A 19,192-nucleotide genomic window follows, 5' to 3' on the forward strand; every position below is an offset into this window, starting at 1 on the left:
TCGCGCTACAGTCTCATTCATGCAATCTTTCACACCTCAAAAAATTCTGGTTCTCGGTGGCTCCGGCTTTGTGGGCCGTCATGTGTGCTCACGCCTCAGCTTGCAACACCACCAAGTGACCGTGCCCACGCGCCGCCTGCCCGCACGACATATTCAAATGATGCCCGGCGTGACGGTGGTGCAAGCCGACGTGCATGACGCCAAGCAGCTGCAAACCTTGGTGCATGGTCATGATGTGGTGATCAACCTCATTGCGATCTTGCATGGCACAGAAGAAGAGTTCGCCCACGCCCACGTCACCCTGCCTGCCAACTTGGCACGCGCGTGTCATGCGGAGAACGTCACACGCCTGATTCACATCAGCGCTTTGGGTGCCGATGTGCATGGACCATCCATGTACCAGCGCAGCAAAGCGCGCGGCGAATTGGCGCTGCTGGCAGCCGCTGAAAAAACGCCACTGGGTTTGACACTGCTGCGCCCCAGCGTGATCTTTGGCAAGGACGACCAGTTCATCAACCTGTTTGCCAAGCTGCAAAAGGTGTTCCCCGTCATGCCACTGGCCGGCGCACACACGCGCTTTCAGCCGGTGTGGGTGCACGACGTGGCGCAAGCCATCGTGCATTGCGTCAACACCTCCAGCACCGAAGGCCAGGTGTATGAACTTTGCGGCCCCGACATCCTCACGCTGACTGAGCTGGTGCAGCTCGCTGGCCGTTGGGTGGGCAAAGAGCGCCCCGTCATCTCGCTGCCCTATGCCATCGGTTGGTTGCAAGCGCTGCTGATGGAGTTTGCGCCGGGCCCCACCTTGATGAGCCGCGACAACCTCGACTCGATGAAAGTCAACAACATCGCGACCCCGCATGCGCTTGGCTTGCGTGCGTTGGGCATTCCTGAGCCCAAGTCCATCAAACGTTTGTTTGTGGCAGGTCACTGATGAAGATCTACCTGGTCGGCGGTGCAGTGCGCGATGCCCTGATGGGCCTCGACGGATCTGACCGCGACTGGGTGGTGGTGGGCGGCACGCCAGAGGCTTTGGTAGCGCAGGGCTATCAGCCCGTGGGCAAAGACTTTCCGGTGTTCTTGCATCCCGACACGCACGAGGAATACGCCCTCGCCCGCACCGAGCGCAAAACCGCACGCGGCTATCACGGCTTTGCAGTGCATGCGTCACCCAACGTGACGCTGGAAGAAGACCTCGCACGACGCGACCTGACCATCAACGCCATCGCACAAGACGGTGACACCTTGATTGATCCCTACGGTGGTCAACGCGACATCACCGCAAAAGTGCTGCGCCACGTGACCGAGGCCTTCCGCGAAGACCCTGTGCGCATCTTGCGCTTGGCCCGATTTGCGGCACGCTTTGCTGACTTCACCGTGGCGCCTGAGACGATGACGCTCATGCGAGAGATGGTGTCCGAGGGCGAGGTGGATGCATTGGTGAGCGAACGCGTGTGGCAAGAGTTATCACGCGGCCTCATGGGCGCAAAGCCATCGCGCATGTTGCAAGTGCTGCGCGAGTGCGGTGCTTTGCAACGCCTGCTGCCAGAAGTCGATAAGCTCTACGGCGTGCCGCAACGCGCCGAATACCACCCCGAAATTGACACCGGCATTCACCTAGAAATGGTGCTGGATGCATCGGCCCGCATGAACGCGCCGCTCGAAGTGCGCTTTGCTTGTTTATGCCACGACCTCGGCAAAGGCACCACGCCTGCCGATGTGTTGCCCCGCCACATTGGCCACGAGCAACGCAGCGAAAAACTCACCCGCGCACTGTGCACACGTTGGCGCGTACCTGTGGAATGCAAAGAACTGGCCGAACTGGTGGCACGTGAACACGGCAACATTCATCAGAGCTTGGGCTTTGGTGCAGAGGCTGTGTTGCGACTATTGGTGCGGTGTGATGCTTTGCGGCGACCTGAGCGGTTTTTGCTGGCACTACAAGCGTGTGAGTGTGATGCGCGTGGACGATTGGGCAAAGAGGACGAGACTTATGCGCAAGGGCCTCGCTTAGCGTTGTTGTTGAAAGCAACTCAATCCGTCGATAGTGCAGCGGTGAGTGCGCAGGCTTTGCAAGACGGACTTAATGGGCCGGCTGTAGGAGCGCGTATGGATGCTGCGCGGTTAGCGGCTATTGCTGCTGCGCTTTAAAGCACCTTAGAAATTCCAGCACACACCAGACTGAGAATGATCGTAGAAGCCAGCGGAATAAATATCTCGCGCCCAAAAATCTTGAAACGAATATCCCCAGGCAAGCGACCAAAGCCCAGCTTTTGAAGCCAAGGCGTCACCGCGTTGATCAGCAGCAACGCAACAAAAACAACAATGAGCCAGCGTGTCATAAGGCGACTTACAACGCGTAAGTGCGGTCACCTTGCGCAAAGCCCATGGGCTCCCACTCGGTCGTGCCTAAAGCCACCACTTTGAACAACTCACCCATTTCGTGCTCGGTGATCAGCTTTTGCGCCATGCTTTTTTCGTCGAGTGGCGCATCCACCAACGGCGGCAACAAGCCGCAGTTGATCAAGAAATGCGCTTGGGTGGTGTAGCCCAACACATTGAGGCCAGCATCTTGTGCGGCCAGCGCCACGCCGGTGAAGTTGACGTGCGCGGTGATGTCTTTTCGGCCCACATCTGCCAGCGGATCTGAATCCGCTTTGTGCAGCTGGTGGCACATCAGCGTGCCCATGCTGCGCTGGGGGTGGAAGTATTCGCTCTCGGGAAAACCGTAGTCAATGAGGAACGCCGCACCACCTTTGCCTGTGGCTGCCTCGCCCGCTTTGAAGCGGTCGGCCAAGGTGGCCACAAAGGCTTCGGCTTGGCTGTGGATTTCGGTCAGGTAGTCGTGTTCGCCAGGCACTTCCATGGGCGGGCGCAAGTCAGTCACGCGGTCTTCCCATTGCAATGGCGATACGCCCGCTTGACTCTGGCTCAAAGCATCCGCATTCCAAACCACACCACGTTCATGCCACACACCCGCTTTGCGCACCAACAATTGCACAGGCATGGCATCCAGCACTTCGTTGCCCACCACCACGCCGCTCAATTGCTCAGGCAGCGCATCGACCCACTGCACTTTGTGCGCATGGGCTTTGAGCGTCTCTTGTTGGCGCTCGCGCAAGCTGCCAGACAAATCGACGATGGTGTAGCGCCTCACGCTATCGCCCAAGCTGTCCAGTAATTGCAAAGCCAAAGCGCCAGAGCCTGCGCCAAATTCCCACACCTCGTCCGTGCCCGTGACTTGCAAGGCCTCGGCCACTTGGTGGGCCAGCGTGCGGCCAAAGTGTTTGGACATTTCGGGGGCGGTGGCAAAGTCGCTACCGCTCTCAGGCGTGAGGCCGAATTTGCGCAGGCTGTTGGCGTAATAGCCCATGCCGGGGGCGTAGAGGGCCAGCGCCATGAAGCGGTCAAAGCCCAGCCAGCCGCCTGCATTGGCGATGCTGCGCTGAATCAGCGTGTACAAAGCCTGTTGGCCCGGGTCGTTGGATAATTGGGGGATCGTCATTGGGTGCAGATCGTAACTCGACCCACCCCTCTCTTTTCATCACAGGCACCTCACACCATGCGCTCTTGGGCACTCATCACTGGCGGCAGCGTTCGCTTAGGCCGCGAAATCGGCCTTGCCTTTGCGCGCGCGGGCTGGAATGTGGCGTGCCACTACAACCGCTCTGACGCCGAGGCCCACGCGCTGTGTGCCGAGCTGCGCACCTTGGGCGTGGACGCCTTGGCAGTGCAAGGTGACTTGGAAGACGAAGCGAGTTGCCAAAGCATTTTTGACACCACGGTGGCCATCACCGGCACCGCGCTGCAATGCGTGGTGAACAACGCCTCGTTGTTTGTGCCGGACGAAGGCACGGACTTCGACGAGGCACAGGCGTTGGCGCAAATCAAGGTCAACCTGATGGCGCCTATGCGTTTTGGCAAGTGGATGGCGGCGTTGCATGCAGATGCCGCCGAAGAAACAGCCAGCACTGGCAACGCAAACGCTTCGGCAACGCAACGCACCAAACCCAGCGTCATCCATGTGTTAGACCAAAAGGTGTTCAACCTCAACCCCGATTATTTTTCGTACACGCTGTCCAAGCTCGCGCTGGAGCGCGCCGTCAGCTTGCAAGCCCAGTCGCTCGCGCCCACTTTGCGCGTCAACGCCGTGGCGCCTGGTTTGATGTACCTGAGCGGCCCACAAACCCAAGACAACTTCAACCGTGCCGCAAGCGCCAACGTGCTACGCCAGCCCATTAACCCTGCCGATGTGGCAAGCAGCGTGGTGTTTTTGGCAGGCAACGCCAGCATCACCGGCACCACCGTGCGCGTAGACAACGGCCAACATTTGGTACCACTCGCACGTGATGTAATGTTTGTGGTCGAGGAACTTTTCAAATCATGAACGACACCCTATTGCTCAAATGCCGCCGCTTGTTTTTGCGCGGCCTCACTGTGCAAGCGCACATTGGCATCCACAACTTTGAGCTGCAAGCGGCGCAACGCATCATCATCGATGTGGACTTGTATGTGTCCTTCGCAGGCACTAGCCCCAAAGACGACCGCATCGACGAAGTGGTGGACTACGACTTTGTGCGCGCCGTGGTGCACGCCCGCATCGCGCAAGGCCATGTCAACCTGCAAGAAACTTTGTGTGACGACATCCTCACACACTTGCTGGAACACACGGGCGTGATGGCCGCACGCGTGTCCACCCGCAAGCCCGACGTCTACCCCGACTGCGAAGCGGTGGGTGTGGAAGTGTTCCGCGCCAAACCAGGAGTGCTGTGACATGGCAAGCAAAGGCACACAAATTTTGAACCTCACCGGCCTGCGCTTTGATGCCAACCTCGGCATCTTGGAGCACGAAAAGATTGACCCGCAGCCCATTCAGGTGGACGCCGAATTGAACCTTGGCACGCAACCCCTGCTGCCGCACGACGATGACATTTGCCACGTTCTGGACTACCGCAAAGTGCGCCAAATCATCATCAGCGAATGTACGGCCGAGCATGTCAATCTGCTTGAAACCCTCATTGGCAAACTCGCCCACCGCCTCATGCAACTGCCGGGCGTGTTGGGCGTGCGCGTGAAGATAGCCAAACTCGAAATTTTTGAAGACTGCGAAGTAGCCATTCGCATGGAAACAGGACAGTGGTAACACCTATGACGACAACAGCAGAAAAAGACCCCAAGCAAATCAAGATCGAGCACGAGAACCACAAGCTCGAAAAACGCCTGTGCCGCCAAGTGGGCCAAGCCATCGTCGACTACAACATGATCGAAGAAGGCGACAAGATCATGGTGTGCATGTCCGGCGGCAAAGACAGCTACGCCATGCTCGACATCTTGCTGATGATGCAGCAGCGCGCACCCATCAGCTTTGAGCTGATTGCGGTCAACCTTGACCAAAAACAACCGGGCTTCCCTGCCGATGTGCTGCCCAAGTATTTGGCGCAAGTGGGCGTGAAGTTCCGCATCGAAACGCAAGACACGTATTCCATCGTCAAAGAAAAAATTGCCGAAGGCAAAACCATGTGCAGCTTGTGCTCGCGCTTGCGCCGCGGCATTTTGTACCGCGTGGCGGGTGAGTTAGGCTGCAACAAAATCGCGTTGGGCCACCACCGCGATGACATCTTGCAAACCTTCTTCTTGAACATGTTCTTCGGCGGCAAACTCAAAGCCATGCCCCCAAAGCTGGTGAGCGACGGCGGCGACCATATGGTCATTCGCCCCCTCGCCTACGTGGCCGAGAAAGACTTAGAACGTTGGTCCAAAGTGCGTCAGTTCCCCATCATCCCGTGCACGTTGTGTGGCAGCCAAGACGGCTTGCAACGCCAAGTGGTCGGGGAGATGCTGCGCGAGTGGGAGAAGAAGCACCCAGGCCGCATTGAGAACATGTTTGCGGCGCTGCAAAACGTGGTGCCATCGCATTTGATGGATCACACGAAGTTTGATTTCAAGTCTTTGGTGACCACGGGTGTGGCTTCAGAGGATGGCGACAAGGCGTTTGACCATGAAGAGTTTCCTATGGCTACGTTGCCAGGAATGCAGGTGGTGTCGCTTTAAGTCTTTGCGCTGATTTTTTCTGAGCTCGCTTCGGAGAGGGACTTAGGGCAGGTTCCTCATGCTGGAGTACCAGAAATCGTCACCTGCCCCAAGCCCCTCCCCGAAGTCTGCATCAGACGTTGCTTCGCTCGTCTCATTTCGCGCAGACGTATTTACTGCGAACACCCAAAGCGTTGCGTGCATGGGGTGTGGCGGCTGACGATTTCTGTTACTCCAGCATGAGGAAGCCGCCGCAGCTCATGTGCGCAACGCACCTAAGCCGGAGCAAACAAAAAAGGGTCAGAGCTTAAAAGCCACAACCTTCTGGTGCTGCTCACCCAAGCCTTCGATGCCCAAAGTCATCACATCACCGCGCTTCAAATACACAGGCGCTGGCTTGCCGTCTTTCTTCACACCCATGCCCACACCAGGAGGTGTACCGGTACAGATGACGTCACCGGGCTTGAGCGTCATGAACTGGCTCAGGTAGCTCACGATTTTGGCCACGCCAAAAATCATAGTTTTGGTGCTGCCACTTTGCATGCGTACGCCGTTGAGGTCGAGCCACATATTGAGTTTTTGTGGGTTGGCCACTTCATCACGCGTCACCAGCCAAGGGCCGATAGGGCCGAAGGTGTCGCAACCCTTGCCCTTGTCCCATGTACCGCCGCGCTCCAATTGGTATTCGCGTTCGCTCACATCGTTGATCAGGCAATAGCCGGCCACGTAATCAAACGCCGCTTTTTGCGACACATGACGCGCTTCGGTGCCAATGACGATGCCCAACTCGACTTCCCAGTCAGACTTCACAGAACCTTTGGGCAACATCACGTCGTCGTTCGGGCCTTGGATACAGCTGATGGCCTTGGTGAACACGATGGGTTCTTTGGGAATGGGCATGCCCGCTTCAGCAGCGTGGTCGGCGTAGTTCAAGCCAATCGCCAAAAACTTACCAATACCAGCGACAGGGCAGCCCATGCGGGGCTTGCCTTTGACCAAGGGCAGTTTGTCTGTGTTGAGCTTGGCCAACTTCGCCAAGGCTTTGTCATTCAACTGGTCGGGGGTCACATCGGCGATGACTTGACTCAAGTCACGCAGCTTGCCTGCGGCATCGATGAGGCCTGGTTTTTCTTTGCCGGGGCTGCCGTAACGCACGAGTTTCATGAGAAGTCTTTCATCAACGAGTTAAAGAGAAATAATCGAATTAAGGCCTTCACAGGCCTCTTCGAAAACAGAAAGAGATAACGGCTTCCAATGGTGCGGACGCGCGCCACGCACGCGCCAATCAAACGATTTGGGTTGATGCGTCAGCACATAACCAGCCTCAGCTTTCGGCCCCATGTATTTGATAGCAAATGGATTGGTTTCGTTATATGCCGCATGCGTCATCGGCAGGCCAATGACAATGCCCGTGCGCTCGTTGAACGCTTTGCCAGACAACACCAACATGGGGTGTTCGTCTTTCATCTCGGCACCGACTTGTGGATTGAAATCAATCCAAATCATGTCGCGACGATCGGGCACCCAAGTTTTAGAGACGGTCGCCATCAAAAGACTTCTTTGCCCACACGACCGCTGACCATGACTTCGCCACCGTGCACCTGAGGATCAAACTGCTTGAGCTTTTGCGCCAAAGACAATTTAGGTTTGCCAGATACGCGCACAAAAAAACCGCCCTCGACCACTTCCACCTTGATGGGCGTACCGCGTGCCACATGCGCGGCCTTGGCAATGGGCGCGGTAATGCGCACCCCAAGGCCATTGCCCCACTCTTGCACGGTTTGTTCTGCTGCGATCATGCCTTTCATAGCGACACCTCTCAATGTTTACACAAGTATAAACATCATCAACACATCAGTGCAAGCGACGCTTCCAAGTGGTCCAGCGGCGAGCGCTTAAAGCCCGAACGCGCAAAACGCTGCAACTGCCCCAAGGCAAACGCCACCAGCGCCGCAGCACGCACTTGCGCGTCAGCGGTGGGGGATGCAGATTTATTGGCCTCAGCCGCTACACGCAGCACTTGGCGCAAAGCCGATTCGATGCGTTCGAACAATTGGTTCATGCGTTGGTGCAAACGCTCGTTTTCAAACACCAAGGCGTCACCCACCATCACGCGGGCCATGCCTGGGTTTTTCTCACCAAACTGCAACAGCACCGTCACCATACGTGCGGCTTTTTGAGCGCCGTCGCCTTCGCGCTCGGTAATTTGGTTGATCAGGCTGAACAGGCTGTGCTCGATGAAATCAATCAAGCCTTCAAACATCTGAGCCTTGCTGGCGAAGTGGCGGTACAGCGCCGCCTCGCTCACATCCAACTTTGAAGCCAAGAGCGCGGTGGTGATGCGCTCAGTGCCTGGTTGCTCCAGCATGCCCGCCAGCGTTTGCAAAATTTGCTCACGCCGTTGGCCAGGCTTCATGCGTTGACGCACCTTGGGTTCATCACGGGTAGGTGCTTCTTCGTCGGGCAAGGCGTTGTCAGACATGGCTTAGAAGAGAAGTTAGTGCGAGCGAATCATGGTGCCAAAGGCTTGTTCGGTCAACACCTCCAGCAGCATGGCGTGGGGCACACGGCCATCGATGATGTGCACCGCTTTCACACCACTGTTGGCGGCATCCAGTGCGCCAGCAATCTTTGGAATCATGCCGCCGCTGATCGTGCCATCAGTGATCAACTCTTCAATGCGGCGCGGTGTGAGCTCGGTCATCAACTCGCCTTGCTTGTCCAGCACACCTCGGATGTTGGTGAGCATCAACAGTTTTTCGGCGCTGAGCACCGTAGCCAACTTGGCAGCCACCACGTCGGCGTTGATGTTGTAGCTCTCGTTGTGTTCGCCAAAACCAATGGGGCTCACCACGGGGATGAAGGCGTCGTCTTGCAAGGCTTTCACCACGCTGGGGTCGATGCTGACGATGTCGCCCACTTGGCCCACGTCGTAGGTTTTGCTAGGGTCTTTGCTGTCGTGAACGGTCAGTTTCTTGGCGCGAATCATCGCGCCATCGCGGCCCGTCAAGCCCACGGCTTTGCCGCCGGCTTGGTTGATCAGGCCCACGATGTCTTGTTGCACTTCGCCGCCCAGCACCCACTCCACCACTTCCATGGTTTCGGCGTCGGTCACGCGCATGCCTTCGATGAACTCGCCCTTTTTCCCTAAGCGTTGCAGCAAGCCTTCAATTTGCGGGCCACCACCGTGGACCACCACGGGGTTCATGCCCACGAGCTTGAGCAACACCACGTCTTCGGCAAATGCTTTTTGCAGCGCAGGGTCGGTCATGGCGTTACCGCCGTATTTGATGACCAAGGTTTTGCCGTGGAACTTGCGGATGTAGGGCAGCGCCTGGGCCAAGATGTCGGCAGGAGAAAAATCGCTCATGGTGTGTAACTCCGTGATGGGTTTGGTCAACGTGGTTATTCAGCGTGGTCAACCGCAGGTGCAGCGGCTGCAGCTTGTGGGCCCAACACCAGTTCACGCACCATTTCGCGCAAGAGTTTTTTCTCTTGGAAGCTCAGCGCACGCTCCAACACGCGACGCACGCCCAACAACAACTGGCGGTCCACCTCTTGTGGAATGCCGCGTGTGTTTTGCAACTCTTCGCGCAGCTCTTCACGCAAGTCTTCGGGCTCATCGGCCCACCAGGTGTTGATGACGGTATTGAGTTGTTCGCGCAACTGCTCAGGGTCGACCTGAGGCACTGCGTGCATTGAGCTCGCGTGGCGTGAGCCACCATCGCGTGATGCTTGTGCGCCCAACACCACGCGCTGGTCGGCTTGCGACAACAAGCGCGCCCAACCTGGGTCTTCGCGGTTGAGCTGCGTCATATTGCGCGAGGCTTCGTCGGCCAACAAGTGAACAGATACGCCGTGCAACTGAGCTTCGTCAATCAGGCTGATCAAACGCTCGTCATCGCTGCCCACCAACAGGTGGTCGCACGCGCCGCGCTCGGCCAAACGTTTCAGGTCAGCACCCAAGGTGCGCAACATGGACAAACCACCATCTTGGCTGTGTGGCAACACAGCGCGGCTCACTTGGCCACCAATGGCTTGATCGTCAGATGAGTCGCTGTACCAATAAATGCGGCGTACGTTTAGATCGAGGTTGTTGTGCGCCAGCGCGTTGCTCAGCAACTGGTGCAGTTGCGGGCGCACATGGTCTTGTGCGGTGTCGGTTTGGCCTTGCAGCCATGCCAAAAAACGGGCGTCGATGAGGGCAATGCAAGATTCAGCGCCAGCGTGCGCTGCAGCGTGAGAGGAATGTGTGCGTTTCATGAAAGTACTAAAAAGGTAAAAAGATAGAAATCAGCCACCAGAGCACTAACTGTGCGCACTGGCAAGCTGGATTTATTTTAGGCCGCAGACCGCATGTTCGCAGGGGATAATCATCAAAACCTATAAATTTTTCACAGCATGACACAACCCATTTTGATCACAGGCGGCACGGGCTTCATTGGTTCGCACACCGTCGTCACACTTGCTGAAGCCGGCCAGCCGGTGGTCATTTTGGACAATTTGTGCAACTCCAGCCCCAAAGTGCTGGACCGTTTGGCCAAGCTTGGCGCCAGCCCCATTGAGTTTGTGCAAGCCGACATCCGCGACTCTGCAGCCTTAGATGCCCTATTTGCCCGCTACAACTTTGCAGGCGTCATTCACTTTGCGGGCCTCAAGGCTGTGGGTGAGTCGGTGGCCCAGCCCCTGCGCTACCTAGAAAACAACGTCAGCGGAACCATCAACTTGCTGCAGGCCATGGACCGCGCCAACGTTCGCCGCATTGTGTTTAGCTCGTCAGCCACTGTATATGGCGATCCCGTGAGCGTGCCCATCCCCGAAACCGCTGCCCTCACCGCCACCAACCCCTATGGCCGCACCAAGCTGATGTGCGAAGACGCGCTGCGCGAGCTGCACGCGGCTGACCCACGCTGGAACATTGCCATCCTGCGCTACTTCAACCCTGTGGGCGCGCACGAAAGCGGCTTGCTGGGCGAAGCCCCTAACGGTATTCCCAACAACCTCATGCCCTACATCACGCAAGTGGCCTTGGGTCAGCGCGAGCACTTGCAAATTTTTGGCAACGACTACGACACGCCCGACGGCACAGGCGTGCGCGACTACCTGCACGTGAGCGATCTGGCCGCAGGCCACTTGGCTGCGCTGCGTGCTTTGAACGAGCCAAAACTCCTCACCGTCAACCTCGGCACAGGCCGCGGCGTGAGCGTGCAAGACATGGTCGACACCTTTGCACGCGTCAACGGCGTGCCCATCCCCCACCAAGTGGTGCCGCGTCGTCCTGGCGATGTGGCCCAGTGCTTGGCCGATCCACGTCAGGCCAAAGCCTTGTTGAATTGGGAAACCTTGCTTGACCTAGACCGCATGTGCGCCGACGCATGGCGCTGGCAATCCATGAACCCACAAGGTTTTGACACCCCCCTATGAAAAACCAAGACGACGGCACGCTGTCCCTGTTTGACGACTTCCCGCCTGCTTTTGACCCAGCATCATTGCCGCCTGCGGCCCCTGCAAAGAAGCTGCGCGCTAAGCGCAAGGCTGCAGAGCCAAAAGAAGTGCCGAATGCCAATACGGGTGAAGTAACGCCAAGTCCCACAGCGCAAACCGTTGCTCACGAAACTGCGTCGGACACAACCAGCGAGGTAACTCAAACATCGACGGTGGAGGTCGTAGTCGACCACGGCGTGAACGTCGAAAAAACGCTGCACCTAGCTGGCCTCGTCGAACCCCAACGCCGCCGCAACAGCCCATGGGCCAAACTAGACCCAGCGGCCTTGCAAGCCGGCGCCCAAGTACCGCATGTGATGATCGTCATCACACGCGGCGAAGCGGGTGGCGCTCAGTCGCATGTCCGCGACTTGTGCCAAGCCTTGCAAACGCGTGTGCACTTCACCGTAGTCATTGGCGGGCCTGTAGAAGATTCTGTGCTGGGCCGCGAACTCAACGCATTGGGCATCACCGTGTGCCCTATGCCCGACATGTTGGAGTCGCTCAACCCACTCAAGCTTTGGCCTGCGTTGCAGCAGCTAACCGAACTCATCCACACACGCAAACCCGACCTCGTGCATGGCCACAGCGCCATTGGCGGCTTGGTGGCACGCGTGGCTGCGCATCGCGCACAAGTGCCTGCTGTGTACACCGTGCATGGCTTTGGCTTCAAACCCGAAGTGCCGCTGGTGCGACGCACTGCCGCAGCATTGGCAGAACGCATGATGGCGCGATGGACCACACAGATGATTTGTGTGTCCAAGTACGAACGTGATTTAGCTTACGACCTTGCCATTGAGCACGAACGCGTGCACGTCATCCCCAACGGCATTGCACGCTTGCCCAAACTCGAAATGGCAGGCACGGACGGTTCAACCGAATCAAGCGACGAAACCAAACAGCCAGCACAACAAGCCGCCAGCACGCCACGCCTCATCATGGTGGCGCGCATGAAAAGCCCGAAGCGCCACGATTTGCTGCTGCAAGCATTGGCCAAAGTGCGCAACACCTTGGGCTTTGAGCTGCCCGTCACCTTGGCGGGCGATGGCCCACTCAGCGCTGAACTGCGTGCTGAGGCCAAAACGCTCAACCTCAAAAACATCACTTGGACGGGCGACGTGAGCCACGTGAGCGAACTGCTCTCGCAGCACGAAGTGTTTGTGCTGCTGTCCGACCACGAAGGCATGCCCATCACCGTGCTCGAAGCCATGCGTGCGGGCCTGTGTGTGCTGGCCAGCAGCCTGCCCGGCATTCGCGAGCAAATCATCCCCTACCAAGACGGCGTACTCACCGCCAACACGCCTGATGCTGTGGCAGAAAAACTGTTGCAACTGGTACGCGACCCGCACTTGCGCAAACGCTTGGGCCGAGCCGCACAGCAAACCTTCGAGAGCGCTTTTGCTGCCGAGCCCATGGCCGAGCGCGTGCTGCAGGTGTACCGCCAGTGCACGCAAGAAGCCAGCGAAACAAAAACACTTGCTCAAGATGACGCAAACACCAGCACGCACAACAGCGCAGGCCTCGTGTCTGCATCGGTGCGCCGCCGCGATGCCCTGCAACGCTGGGCCTTGTGGGGCATGTGGATGTTGCTGCCAAGCCTGATGGCTGCGCAATTGTTCGAAGACGCCGGCGTCATGACCTACCAGTTTGGCGAAACACTCTGGTGGTGCGTGCTGCCCTACGCCATCGCCACGCACTTGCTCATGCGCGCCTCCAACTTGCCCGTCGCCGAGCGAAGTGGTGTGTTGTGGGTATCGACCACCGCGCCGTTTTTGTTCACACCCTTGGGCTTTGCACTGTTGCAGCAGCCCTACTCACGCGCAGCCGTGGTGTGGGCTTATGCAGCCACCACGCTGTGGCTGTGGTGGGGCTACCGCCGCCATGTCAAACACCGCGCCTTGCGTTTGGTGCACCTCGACGCCAACGTGCCCGCCCAACTGGCCGCGTGCCTGAGCCCCAACACGCTAGACCCACAAGCCTTGCAACTCATCGCTTGGAACCCCAACAGCGACTCACCGCTGCCCGCCTGCGACGGCGTGATGCTCGACCGCCATGTGCGCAGCACCGACGAGCGCACGCGTTTGTTGGGCGAACTCAAGATGCAACACCTGCGCCTGTACAGCGTCGAAGCCGTAGCCGAACTCACCAGCGGCCGCAAGATGCTGCCCACCGCCGCTGACTCGCTCTGGGAAATCGACAACGACCCGAGCTACGACCGCGCCAAACGTTTATTGGATGTGATCACCGTCATTGCATTCGCGCCCTTGTGGCTGCCCCTCGCCGCATGTGTGGCGCTGGCTGTGCGTTTGGATTCCAAAGGGCCAGCCCTCTATTCGCAACCCCGCGTGGGCCGTGATGGCCATGTGTTCACGCTGTGGAAATTCCGCAGCATGGTGCACGGCTTGCAAGCACCCGGCGTGCACTTTGCGCAAGCCGAAGACCCACGCATCACACGCGTAGGCCGCCTGTTGCGCCGCAGCCGTTTAGACGAACTGCCACAGCTTTTTAACGTGCTCATGGGTCACATGAGCCTCATTGGCCCACGCCCTGAACAAACCGCTTTTGTGCGCGACTTTGCCGCCACCATCCCCAGCTACCCCTACCGCCACCTCGTGCGCCCGGGCTTGACTGGCTGGGCTCAAGTGCAACAAGGCTATGCCGACAGTGCCGACTCCACGCGCATCAAGCTCAGCTACGACTTGTATTACGTGGCGCACTACTCGCTTGCACTGGATTTGCTCATTGCAGCCAAAACAGTGAAAACCGTGTGCACAGGTTTTGGCGCACGCTGAACTGCCTAGAGAACGCATGAGCACCCGCCGCATCCTGTTGCTAGAAGAGCCCTCATGGGGCGGCGTGCACACCATGACGCGCACCTTGGCCGATGCGCTCAGCGCACAAGGCTGGCAAGTCACCGCTCTACCTTGGCAACAAACGCAATGGCCCGCATTGGTTAGCGCGGCTAAGCAACACGATGTGATCATCGCCACACACAACTTTGGCCCCACCTACTGCGGCGCAGCGCTCAAAGCCATCACGGGCAAACCGTTGGTCAGCTGGGTGCATGGCCCTCTCATGGATGTACTGCACGAAGCCGGCACATCGGCACTCAAGAAACTTTGGCTGCGATTGCTCTACAAACAAGTCAGCCAGTTTGTGTGCGTATCGCGCACCACGCAAGACTCGCTGCTCAGCTTCATTACATTGGGCAAGCAACAACGCTGCACCGTCGTACCCAACGGAATCGCGCCCATGGCCAAAGGCCAAGCCATCCATGTGCATGCAGGCCGCGGTGGTGAAGGCATTCCGCCTTTGCTGCTGGGCTACGTGGGCCGCTTGTCTGCCGAGAAGCGCCCGCACTTGCTGCTAGACACCATGCGCTATTTGCCCGAAGAAGCGCAGCTTGGCATCGTGGGCGAAGGCCCCATGCACCGCAAGATGATTCACGATGGCATGGACTTGATGTACCAAGGCCGCGTACATTTTTTGGGCAAACACCCCAGCGGCGCGAGCCTGTACAAGCCGTGGCAAATGACGCTGCTCACCTCGCGTTACGAGGGCTGCCCCATGACCGCGCTAGAGTCGCTCGCCTGCGGCGTGCCCTGCGTATCGCTGCCCATCCCCGCCATGCGCGAGCTGTATGACCTTGATGCACCTTATTTGTTGGCGCGTGGCGATGCTCCGGTGTCTTTGGCCGAAGCCGTGATGACCGTGCTGAGCCTGCCCGAGCAACAAGTGCGTGACGACATGGCCCGCATCGTGGCGCGGCATCATATCGATGGGTTTGTTGGCAATTGGCAAAAGTTGCTTCGCACCCAAATGCACCGATAGGAATCTAAATCTAGATTAATTGAAGCGCTTGCCGCAAAAATGCTGCTGTTTGAATTAAGCCATTGCGCTCTAATACATCTGCGAACTTTTCTGGCGTAAATGCAGGCAACACAACCAAAGGCTCGAGTTCTAGTTGCTGTAACAAAAACTCGTCTGGATGCAAAGCCGTAATTCCAAGCGGATTCAATTCAGAGGCTGGAAAGTCCTTGATATTAATCGTCACGATAGAGTCTGCATGTCCAGCAATGGCCGCTGCTAAAACATGCCGATCGTTCACATCTGGCAGCTTAAGGCTTGGCTCAATGAGCATCCAAGCTTCTTCTGGAGCTTCCCAATCTGGGCATACGTCATGCATTAAGTCGCGTCTTGTATGGAAGTCGATTTCAGGTCTGCCTTTATTTTTAGCAATATTTCTTACCCACTCTTCGTCAACCTGCCTAGACCACTTTGCCGCATATATGCCAGTAGCAGCGACTTCCATCAAGGCATCGGAAATGGCAACCGAGTAAAGAACGTTTGCATCTAACAATACGGTGTAACGGTTGTTTCCGGCCATAGTTGCTACTTATCAATATTCAAGACCGAGTTCGCGTGCGTTTGCAGCTTTCTTATCAAGAGCCTCTTGCTGTTTCGCGCGCATGGCTTTCGCGTAATCCATCAAGTCTGAAAACTTGACACGGCGATGCGTGCCAACCATGCGATGCACCAGTCGTCCCGCTTCGATTTCTTTGATAAGAAATGGCCGCGAAACATTCAAATAATTGGCGGCCTCAACCGTACTGAGCTCCTGCTTTTCTGGCACAAGCATGATGGGTTGGTGACGGGCCATCAGTCCTAACGTTTGGCCCAGAACTCGCAAAACTTGCGGAGGAACTTGGACACTTGGACTCGAACCGTCATCACTCTCTATCGTGATGGTGGCCGCGCGTGAGTGGTCTAGACAAGCCATAATCATTCGTTCTGCGATCCTTACCATTTCTGTTTCGCGATCGTTGAGTGGGGGTGGGACAAGCCTGTCCCTGTCAATGGTTGTACTCATGGTGCTCTCTTGTAGTGATGGCTGTTTAACTGTGTTTCATAATTTGCGTAGGTACGCCACTACTGTAAACTCATAAGCGCAATAAATGCAACAAGTGAAATAAGCGATCGCCAAATATTTTTATGACCGACACATGGATCGCCCCTGATGACGCGCCCGAATTAACCGAAGCATTTTTCCAAAATGCCGTTATTCACAAGGCAACCTCGCCTACTACCAAACCCACCGTCTGCATCCACTTCGTACGCAGCGGTCCAGCCTACCTGCCCGAGATTGATGCGTACATGGACTTCATCACCTCGCACGGCCACCAAGCCTTGGTGCACGACACGGGGGCTACTGTGCCACTCAACGCGCAAGTGGTGTGGTGGATGTGCGGGCGCGTGCCCAGCGCTGAGGCGCGGCGCTTAAAAAACTCTTTTCATATCCACGAATACGCGTCCACCTCAGCCCCGCCCAAAGCGTGGCTGAAAGACTTCATCAAACACTGGACGCAACCGAAGCCAGACTACCGTTTTTTCCAAAACGGCTGGGTGCGTGAGCGCATGGGCTTTGACGACGGCGTGCCTTACGCATTGCGCGACATGGGCGTGGCACAAGTCTTCTTCGATGCGGCAGCGCCATCGTTGCCTGAAGCCTCTTACGAAGACGACGCTCAGACACGCATACCGCCCAATGAATTTGACTTGGTCTACTTGGGTGAGATGAACCGCCTGCTGCCCTTTGTGCCGCTGCTGCAAAGCATTCACGACGCAGGCCGCACGTTGCTACTGGTGGGTGATGTGCCTGATGCGCTGCGCACACAGCTGCCCGCCAGCGTGACATGCACAGGCCGCGTGCCGCATGCCGATGTGCCACACCAACTGCGCCGCGCACGCTTTGGCTTAAACCTAGTTAGCAACATCGAGCCCTACAACCAACAAACCTCCACCAAGCTGCTGGAGTACTGCGCCGTAGGCCTGCCCGTGGTGAGCAACGACTACGCGTGGGTGCGCTACTTTGCAGCGCACTACCAAGGCAACTTTCATGTGCTGCGTGATGACCCAAGCAGCTGGCAATTCAGCTTTGGTGAAGCGCTAGATGCTTACCCATACGTAGTGCCTGATGTGCGCGAACTCGCGTGGCCTAATTTGCTTGGCAAGTTAGCGATTTGGAAACATCTGCATATCGTGCCCGAGGTGGCGGCCCCCTATGCAAATGCACACGCACTTGCCCAGGCCATCGCAGAACAGCAAGGCAGTAAGCGTTGAGTATGTTTAAGCGTTTCAGCAGCACCAGCCGCGTTGTGGCTCTGTCGAGCGCCATCGCATTTGCGACGCAAATAGTGTTTGCGCTACTCATGCTGCGCTTGTTCACGCCGCAAGAAGTGGGCGAGTTTTCGGTCATCAGCCAAATTGGTTTTTTCTGGATGACGCTCGCTTTAGCCCAAGCGCCATTGGGCATGTTGGCCAATCAATATTTGCCAGCCCACATCGCGGCACAACACGCTTGGCGCGCCAGCGCTTTGCGTGGATTGGGCTTGCTACCCGTAGCCGCTTTAGCCGTGTGGTTCAGCCAGCTCAACATATGGCCTGCTTTGCTGTGGGCTCTGCTGCTGGCGTTTTGCCAAATGGGTTGGATGTTGGCGCAAAGCTTTACCCTGCGCGAGGGATCTGCTTGGCAGCAAGCGGCTGTGCGTGTGCTGCCGCCTGTGACTGCGGCAGCTACGGCACTCACGGCAGCACTCGTGGGGGCATCTGTTGGCTGGAGCGGCCCTACCTTGGTTGTGTCGGCGCTGCTGGGCTATGCGGTAGGTGCTGCTTGGCTGGTGCCAGCATTGCGCACACGTTTAGAAAACATAAGCAGAGTCACATCCGCCACAAACCCGAATCAGTCTGACCCACGCAGCGCCACCCTGCGCATGGCCCACACACTGATAGACGCCCTACTGGCCACCGCCATCATCGTGGTATGGCAACGCATGTATGGCGCGGAAGAAACCGGCTGGATGAGTGCCCTGCTGCGCGTGCTTGGCTTCTTGCCTGCGGTGGTACACATGGCTTGGGCGCAAGTGGCCTTGGCCAAAGGTCAACACACCGACAGCCGCATCTCCGCCATGGCTAGCCCTTGGTGGCTTGGCCTGGCAGCATTCGCAGGCGTCATTGTGTTGGGCTTGTCATGCGCTGTCGCGCTTTACCAAGAATGGCTAGACCCGCGCTGGAGAGGTGTGTGGCCCTACATTGCGCCGCTGGTGTTGTGGCAAGGCAGTGCGTGCTTGTCTGCCGCGTTTAGCCATAGGCCTTTTCAAACGCAATCTGCCAATTCGTATTCGTGGGCGTGCATAGTACTTGGCGTACTGCAGTCGGTAGTGTTGCTGGTACCGACGGGTTTGGCGCAGCCCATTGACGCGACGCAGCACATGGCTGCGTTTGGGTTGGTTAGTGGCTTAGGGTTATTGGGGCTGACGGTTTGGATGGCTCGATTGAAATAGCATCAACTTAACAGTTTGTGCCATCTAGCTAAAAACCAATTGTGCGAAATTTTAAAAAAAGGAAGCGCGCGATCACTCGACCTAGCCGAAAAATGACGGTCTAACTGGTTGTGCATGTACTTCTTATCCGTACCTCTCCAGTAGTGCATGACTTCTTTTTTAACTTCATGAATTCGCACACCATGAATTCGAAACGCTTCGGATACCGCGCATTGCTCAATCGTATGCGCCTTAAATCCAGCGTCTAGCATGCCATCAACGATGGCTACCGCATCAGCAAAGATCGGCTCATGCACACCAGACACCCCTAATACACCCGAATTAAACATATGCGATAG

The 19,192-nt window shown here is 57.3% G+C and carries 22 protein-coding genes; 11 read left to right on the forward strand and 11 right to left on the reverse strand.

The window, feature by feature from the left end:
* Window positions 1–19: 19 nt before the first annotated feature.
* Both C5F52_RS01955 and C5F52_RS01960 read left to right on the forward strand, forming a co-directional pair.
* The gene (locus tag C5F52_RS01955) at window positions 20–934 is read left to right on the forward strand and encodes a complex I NDUFA9 subunit family protein (RefSeq protein ID WP_104796638.1); all 915 of its coding nucleotides are present in this window, start codon (window positions 20–22) and stop codon (window positions 932–934) included.
* Window positions 934–2,151 (forward strand): multifunctional CCA addition/repair protein, encoded by a 1,218-nt coding sequence (locus C5F52_RS01960; RefSeq protein WP_104796639.1) that lies wholly within the window; start codon window positions 934–936, stop codon window positions 2,149–2,151. Before C5F52_RS01955 ends, C5F52_RS01960 begins: the two co-directional genes overlap by 1 nt.
* Here the strand turns inward: C5F52_RS01960 and C5F52_RS01965 are convergent.
* Window positions 2,148–2,342: a DUF2905 domain-containing protein gene (locus C5F52_RS01965; RefSeq protein WP_104796640.1), complete on the reverse strand. Its 195-nt coding sequence runs from the start codon at window positions 2,340–2,342 to the stop codon at window positions 2,148–2,150. The genes C5F52_RS01960 and C5F52_RS01965 overlap by 4 nt on opposite strands.
* A gap of 8 nt (window positions 2,343–2,350) precedes the next feature.
* A complete protein-coding gene (locus C5F52_RS01970) occupies window positions 2,351–3,505 on the reverse strand; it encodes a class I SAM-dependent methyltransferase (protein WP_104796641.1) in 1,155 nt (384 codons plus the stop codon).
* Window positions 3,506–3,562: 57 nt separating this feature from the next.
* Between C5F52_RS01970 and C5F52_RS01975 the strand changes: the two genes are divergently transcribed.
* Genes C5F52_RS01975 through ttcA form a run of 4 tightly spaced genes read left to right on the forward strand, consistent with a single transcriptional unit; the run spans window position 3,563 to window position 6,051 of the window.
* Window positions 3,563–4,387, forward strand: a complete 825-nt coding sequence (locus C5F52_RS01975) for an SDR family oxidoreductase (RefSeq protein WP_104796642.1) — start codon at window positions 3,563–3,565, stop codon at window positions 4,385–4,387.
* The gene (locus C5F52_RS01980) at window positions 4,384–4,773 is read left to right on the forward strand and encodes a dihydroneopterin aldolase (protein ID WP_104796643.1); all 390 of its coding nucleotides are present in this window, start codon (window positions 4,384–4,386) and stop codon (window positions 4,771–4,773) included. Before C5F52_RS01975 ends, C5F52_RS01980 begins: the two co-directional genes overlap by 4 nt.
* A 1-nt stretch (window position 4,774) precedes the next feature.
* The gene (locus C5F52_RS01985; RefSeq protein WP_104796644.1) at window positions 4,775–5,143 is read left to right on the forward strand and encodes a dihydroneopterin aldolase; all 369 of its coding nucleotides are present in this window, start codon (window positions 4,775–4,777) and stop codon (window positions 5,141–5,143) included.
* Window positions 5,144–5,148: 5 nt separating this feature from the next.
* The gene (gene ttcA / locus C5F52_RS01990; protein WP_104796645.1) at window positions 5,149–6,051 is read left to right on the forward strand and encodes a tRNA 2-thiocytidine(32) synthetase TtcA; all 903 of its coding nucleotides are present in this window, start codon (window positions 5,149–5,151) and stop codon (window positions 6,049–6,051) included.
* Window positions 6,052–6,330: 279 nt separating this feature from the next.
* Here the strand turns inward: ttcA and C5F52_RS01995 are convergent, their stop codons facing one another.
* The 6 genes from C5F52_RS01995 to C5F52_RS02020 are packed head-to-tail and all read right to left on the reverse strand — an operon-like array spanning window position 6,331 to window position 10,293.
* Window positions 6,331–7,194 carry a fumarylacetoacetate hydrolase family protein gene (locus C5F52_RS01995; RefSeq protein ID WP_104796646.1) on the reverse strand — a complete coding sequence of 288 codons (864 nt, stop codon included), beginning with the start codon at window positions 7,192–7,194 and terminating at the stop codon, window positions 6,331–6,333.
* 21 nt (window positions 7,195–7,215) lie between these two features.
* On the reverse strand, window positions 7,216–7,578 hold the full coding sequence (locus C5F52_RS02000) for a type II toxin-antitoxin system PemK/MazF family toxin (RefSeq protein WP_104796647.1): 363 nt from the start codon (window positions 7,576–7,578) through the stop codon (window positions 7,216–7,218).
* A complete protein-coding gene (locus tag C5F52_RS02005; protein ID WP_236657686.1) occupies window positions 7,578–7,838 on the reverse strand; it encodes a PbsX family transcriptional regulator in 261 nt (86 codons plus the stop codon). Before C5F52_RS02005 ends, C5F52_RS02000 begins: the two co-directional genes overlap by 1 nt.
* Before the next feature lie 38 nt (window positions 7,839–7,876).
* The gene (gene slmA, locus C5F52_RS02010; RefSeq protein WP_104796648.1) at window positions 7,877–8,512 is read right to left on the reverse strand and encodes a nucleoid occlusion factor SlmA; all 636 of its coding nucleotides are present in this window, start codon (window positions 8,510–8,512) and stop codon (window positions 7,877–7,879) included.
* A gap of 15 nt (window positions 8,513–8,527) precedes the next feature.
* Window positions 8,528–9,400 (reverse strand): acetylglutamate kinase, encoded by an 873-nt coding sequence (gene argB / locus C5F52_RS02015; protein WP_369951839.1) that lies wholly within the window; start codon window positions 9,398–9,400, stop codon window positions 8,528–8,530.
* Window positions 9,401–9,435: 35 nt separating this feature from the next.
* Window positions 9,436–10,293 carry a hypothetical protein gene (locus C5F52_RS02020; RefSeq protein ID WP_104796649.1) on the reverse strand — a complete coding sequence of 286 codons (858 nt, stop codon included), beginning with the start codon at window positions 10,291–10,293 and terminating at the stop codon, window positions 9,436–9,438.
* 138 nt (window positions 10,294–10,431) lie between these two features.
* On the opposite strand from C5F52_RS02020, the gene galE reads away from it, so the two are divergent.
* The 3 genes from galE to C5F52_RS02035 are packed head-to-tail and all read left to right on the forward strand — an operon-like array spanning window position 10,432 to window position 15,345.
* Window positions 10,432–11,454, forward strand: coding sequence for a UDP-glucose 4-epimerase GalE (gene galE, locus C5F52_RS02025; RefSeq protein ID WP_104796650.1), 1,023 nt, complete (start codon window positions 10,432–10,434; stop codon window positions 11,452–11,454).
* Window positions 11,451–14,306 (forward strand): sugar transferase, encoded by a 2,856-nt coding sequence (locus C5F52_RS02030; RefSeq protein WP_104796651.1) that lies wholly within the window; start codon window positions 11,451–11,453, stop codon window positions 14,304–14,306. Before galE ends, C5F52_RS02030 begins: the two co-directional genes overlap by 4 nt.
* 16 nt (window positions 14,307–14,322) lie before the next feature.
* The gene (locus tag C5F52_RS02035; protein WP_104796652.1) at window positions 14,323–15,345 is read left to right on the forward strand and encodes a glycosyltransferase; all 1,023 of its coding nucleotides are present in this window, start codon (window positions 14,323–14,325) and stop codon (window positions 15,343–15,345) included.
* 10 nt (window positions 15,346–15,355) lie between these two features.
* Here C5F52_RS02035 and C5F52_RS02040 read toward each other — a convergent pair whose 3' ends face one another.
* Both C5F52_RS02040 and C5F52_RS02045 read right to left on the reverse strand, forming a co-directional pair.
* On the reverse strand, window positions 15,356–15,901 hold the full coding sequence (locus tag C5F52_RS02040) for a PIN domain-containing protein (RefSeq protein ID WP_104796653.1): 546 nt from the start codon (window positions 15,899–15,901) through the stop codon (window positions 15,356–15,358).
* A gap of 12 nt (window positions 15,902–15,913) precedes the next feature.
* On the reverse strand, window positions 15,914–16,384 hold the full coding sequence (locus C5F52_RS02045) for an excisionase family DNA-binding protein (protein WP_236657687.1): 471 nt from the start codon (window positions 16,382–16,384) through the stop codon (window positions 15,914–15,916).
* Window positions 16,385–16,506: 122 nt separating this feature from the next.
* Between C5F52_RS02045 and C5F52_RS02050 the strand changes: the two genes are divergently transcribed.
* The gene (locus C5F52_RS02050; protein ID WP_104796655.1) at window positions 16,507–17,634 is read left to right on the forward strand and encodes a glycosyltransferase; all 1,128 of its coding nucleotides are present in this window, start codon (window positions 16,507–16,509) and stop codon (window positions 17,632–17,634) included.
* A 2-nt stretch (window positions 17,635–17,636) separates the two neighbouring features.
* Complete coding sequence (locus C5F52_RS02055; protein WP_104796656.1) at window positions 17,637–18,854, forward strand: hypothetical protein; 1,218 nt, start codon at window positions 17,637–17,639, stop codon at window positions 18,852–18,854.
* Between the two features lie 2 nt (window positions 18,855–18,856).
* Here the strand turns inward: C5F52_RS02055 and C5F52_RS02060 are convergent, their stop codons facing one another.
* A complete protein-coding gene (locus C5F52_RS02060; RefSeq protein WP_146100016.1) occupies window positions 18,857–19,150 on the reverse strand; it encodes a hypothetical protein in 294 nt (97 codons plus the stop codon).
* Window positions 19,151–19,192 lie beyond the last annotated feature (42 nt).

This window comes from Limnohabitans sp. TS-CS-82 (assembly GCF_002943475.1).

Bases quoted from the DNA above. Each gene is read 5' to 3' on its own strand.
- C5F52_RS01965 (WP_104796640.1), bottom strand. From the start codon at position 2,342: ATGACACGCTGGCTCATTGTTGTTTTTGTTGCGTTGCTGCTGATCAAC.
- C5F52_RS02035 (WP_104796652.1), top strand. From the start codon at position 14,323: ATGAGCACCCGCCGCATCCTGTTGCTAGAAGAGCCCTCATGGGGCGGC.
- C5F52_RS02040 (WP_104796653.1), bottom strand. From the start codon at position 15,901: ATGGCCGGAAACAACCGTTACACCGTATTGTTAGATGCAAACGTTCTT.
- argB (WP_369951839.1), bottom strand. From the start codon at position 9,400: ATGAGCGATTTTTCTCCTGCCGACATCTTGGCCCAGGCGCTGCCCTAC.
- C5F52_RS02055 (WP_104796656.1), top strand. From the start codon at position 17,637: ATGTTTAAGCGTTTCAGCAGCACCAGCCGCGTTGTGGCTCTGTCGAGC.
- C5F52_RS02050 (WP_104796655.1), top strand. From the start codon at position 16,507: ATGACCGACACATGGATCGCCCCTGATGACGCGCCCGAATTAACCGAA.
- C5F52_RS02005 (WP_236657686.1), bottom strand. From the start codon at position 7,838: ATGAAAGGCATGATCGCAGCAGAACAAACCGTGCAAGAGTGGGGCAAT.
- C5F52_RS01955 (WP_104796638.1), top strand. From the start codon at position 20: ATGCAATCTTTCACACCTCAAAAAATTCTGGTTCTCGGTGGCTCCGGC.
- C5F52_RS01985 (WP_104796644.1), top strand. From the start codon at position 4,775: ATGGCAAGCAAAGGCACACAAATTTTGAACCTCACCGGCCTGCGCTTT.
- C5F52_RS01975 (WP_104796642.1), top strand. From the start codon at position 3,563: ATGCGCTCTTGGGCACTCATCACTGGCGGCAGCGTTCGCTTAGGCCGC.
- C5F52_RS01960 (WP_104796639.1), top strand. From the start codon at position 934: ATGAAGATCTACCTGGTCGGCGGTGCAGTGCGCGATGCCCTGATGGGC.
- C5F52_RS02045 (WP_236657687.1), bottom strand. From the start codon at position 16,384: ATGAGTACAACCATTGACAGGGACAGGCTTGTCCCACCCCCACTCAAC.
- galE (WP_104796650.1), top strand. From the start codon at position 10,432: ATGACACAACCCATTTTGATCACAGGCGGCACGGGCTTCATTGGTTCG.
- C5F52_RS01970 (WP_104796641.1), bottom strand. From the start codon at position 3,505: ATGACGATCCCCCAATTATCCAACGACCCGGGCCAACAGGCTTTGTAC.
- C5F52_RS01980 (WP_104796643.1), top strand. From the start codon at position 4,384: ATGAACGACACCCTATTGCTCAAATGCCGCCGCTTGTTTTTGCGCGGC.
- C5F52_RS02000 (WP_104796647.1), bottom strand. From the start codon at position 7,578: ATGGCGACCGTCTCTAAAACTTGGGTGCCCGATCGTCGCGACATGATT.
- C5F52_RS02020 (WP_104796649.1), bottom strand. From the start codon at position 10,293: ATGAAACGCACACATTCCTCTCACGCTGCAGCGCACGCTGGCGCTGAA.
- ttcA (WP_104796645.1), top strand. From the start codon at position 5,149: ATGACGACAACAGCAGAAAAAGACCCCAAGCAAATCAAGATCGAGCAC.
- C5F52_RS02030 (WP_104796651.1), top strand. From the start codon at position 11,451: ATGAAAAACCAAGACGACGGCACGCTGTCCCTGTTTGACGACTTCCCG.
- slmA (WP_104796648.1), bottom strand. From the start codon at position 8,512: ATGTCTGACAACGCCTTGCCCGACGAAGAAGCACCTACCCGTGATGAA.
- C5F52_RS01995 (WP_104796646.1), bottom strand. From the start codon at position 7,194: ATGAAACTCGTGCGTTACGGCAGCCCCGGCAAAGAAAAACCAGGCCTC.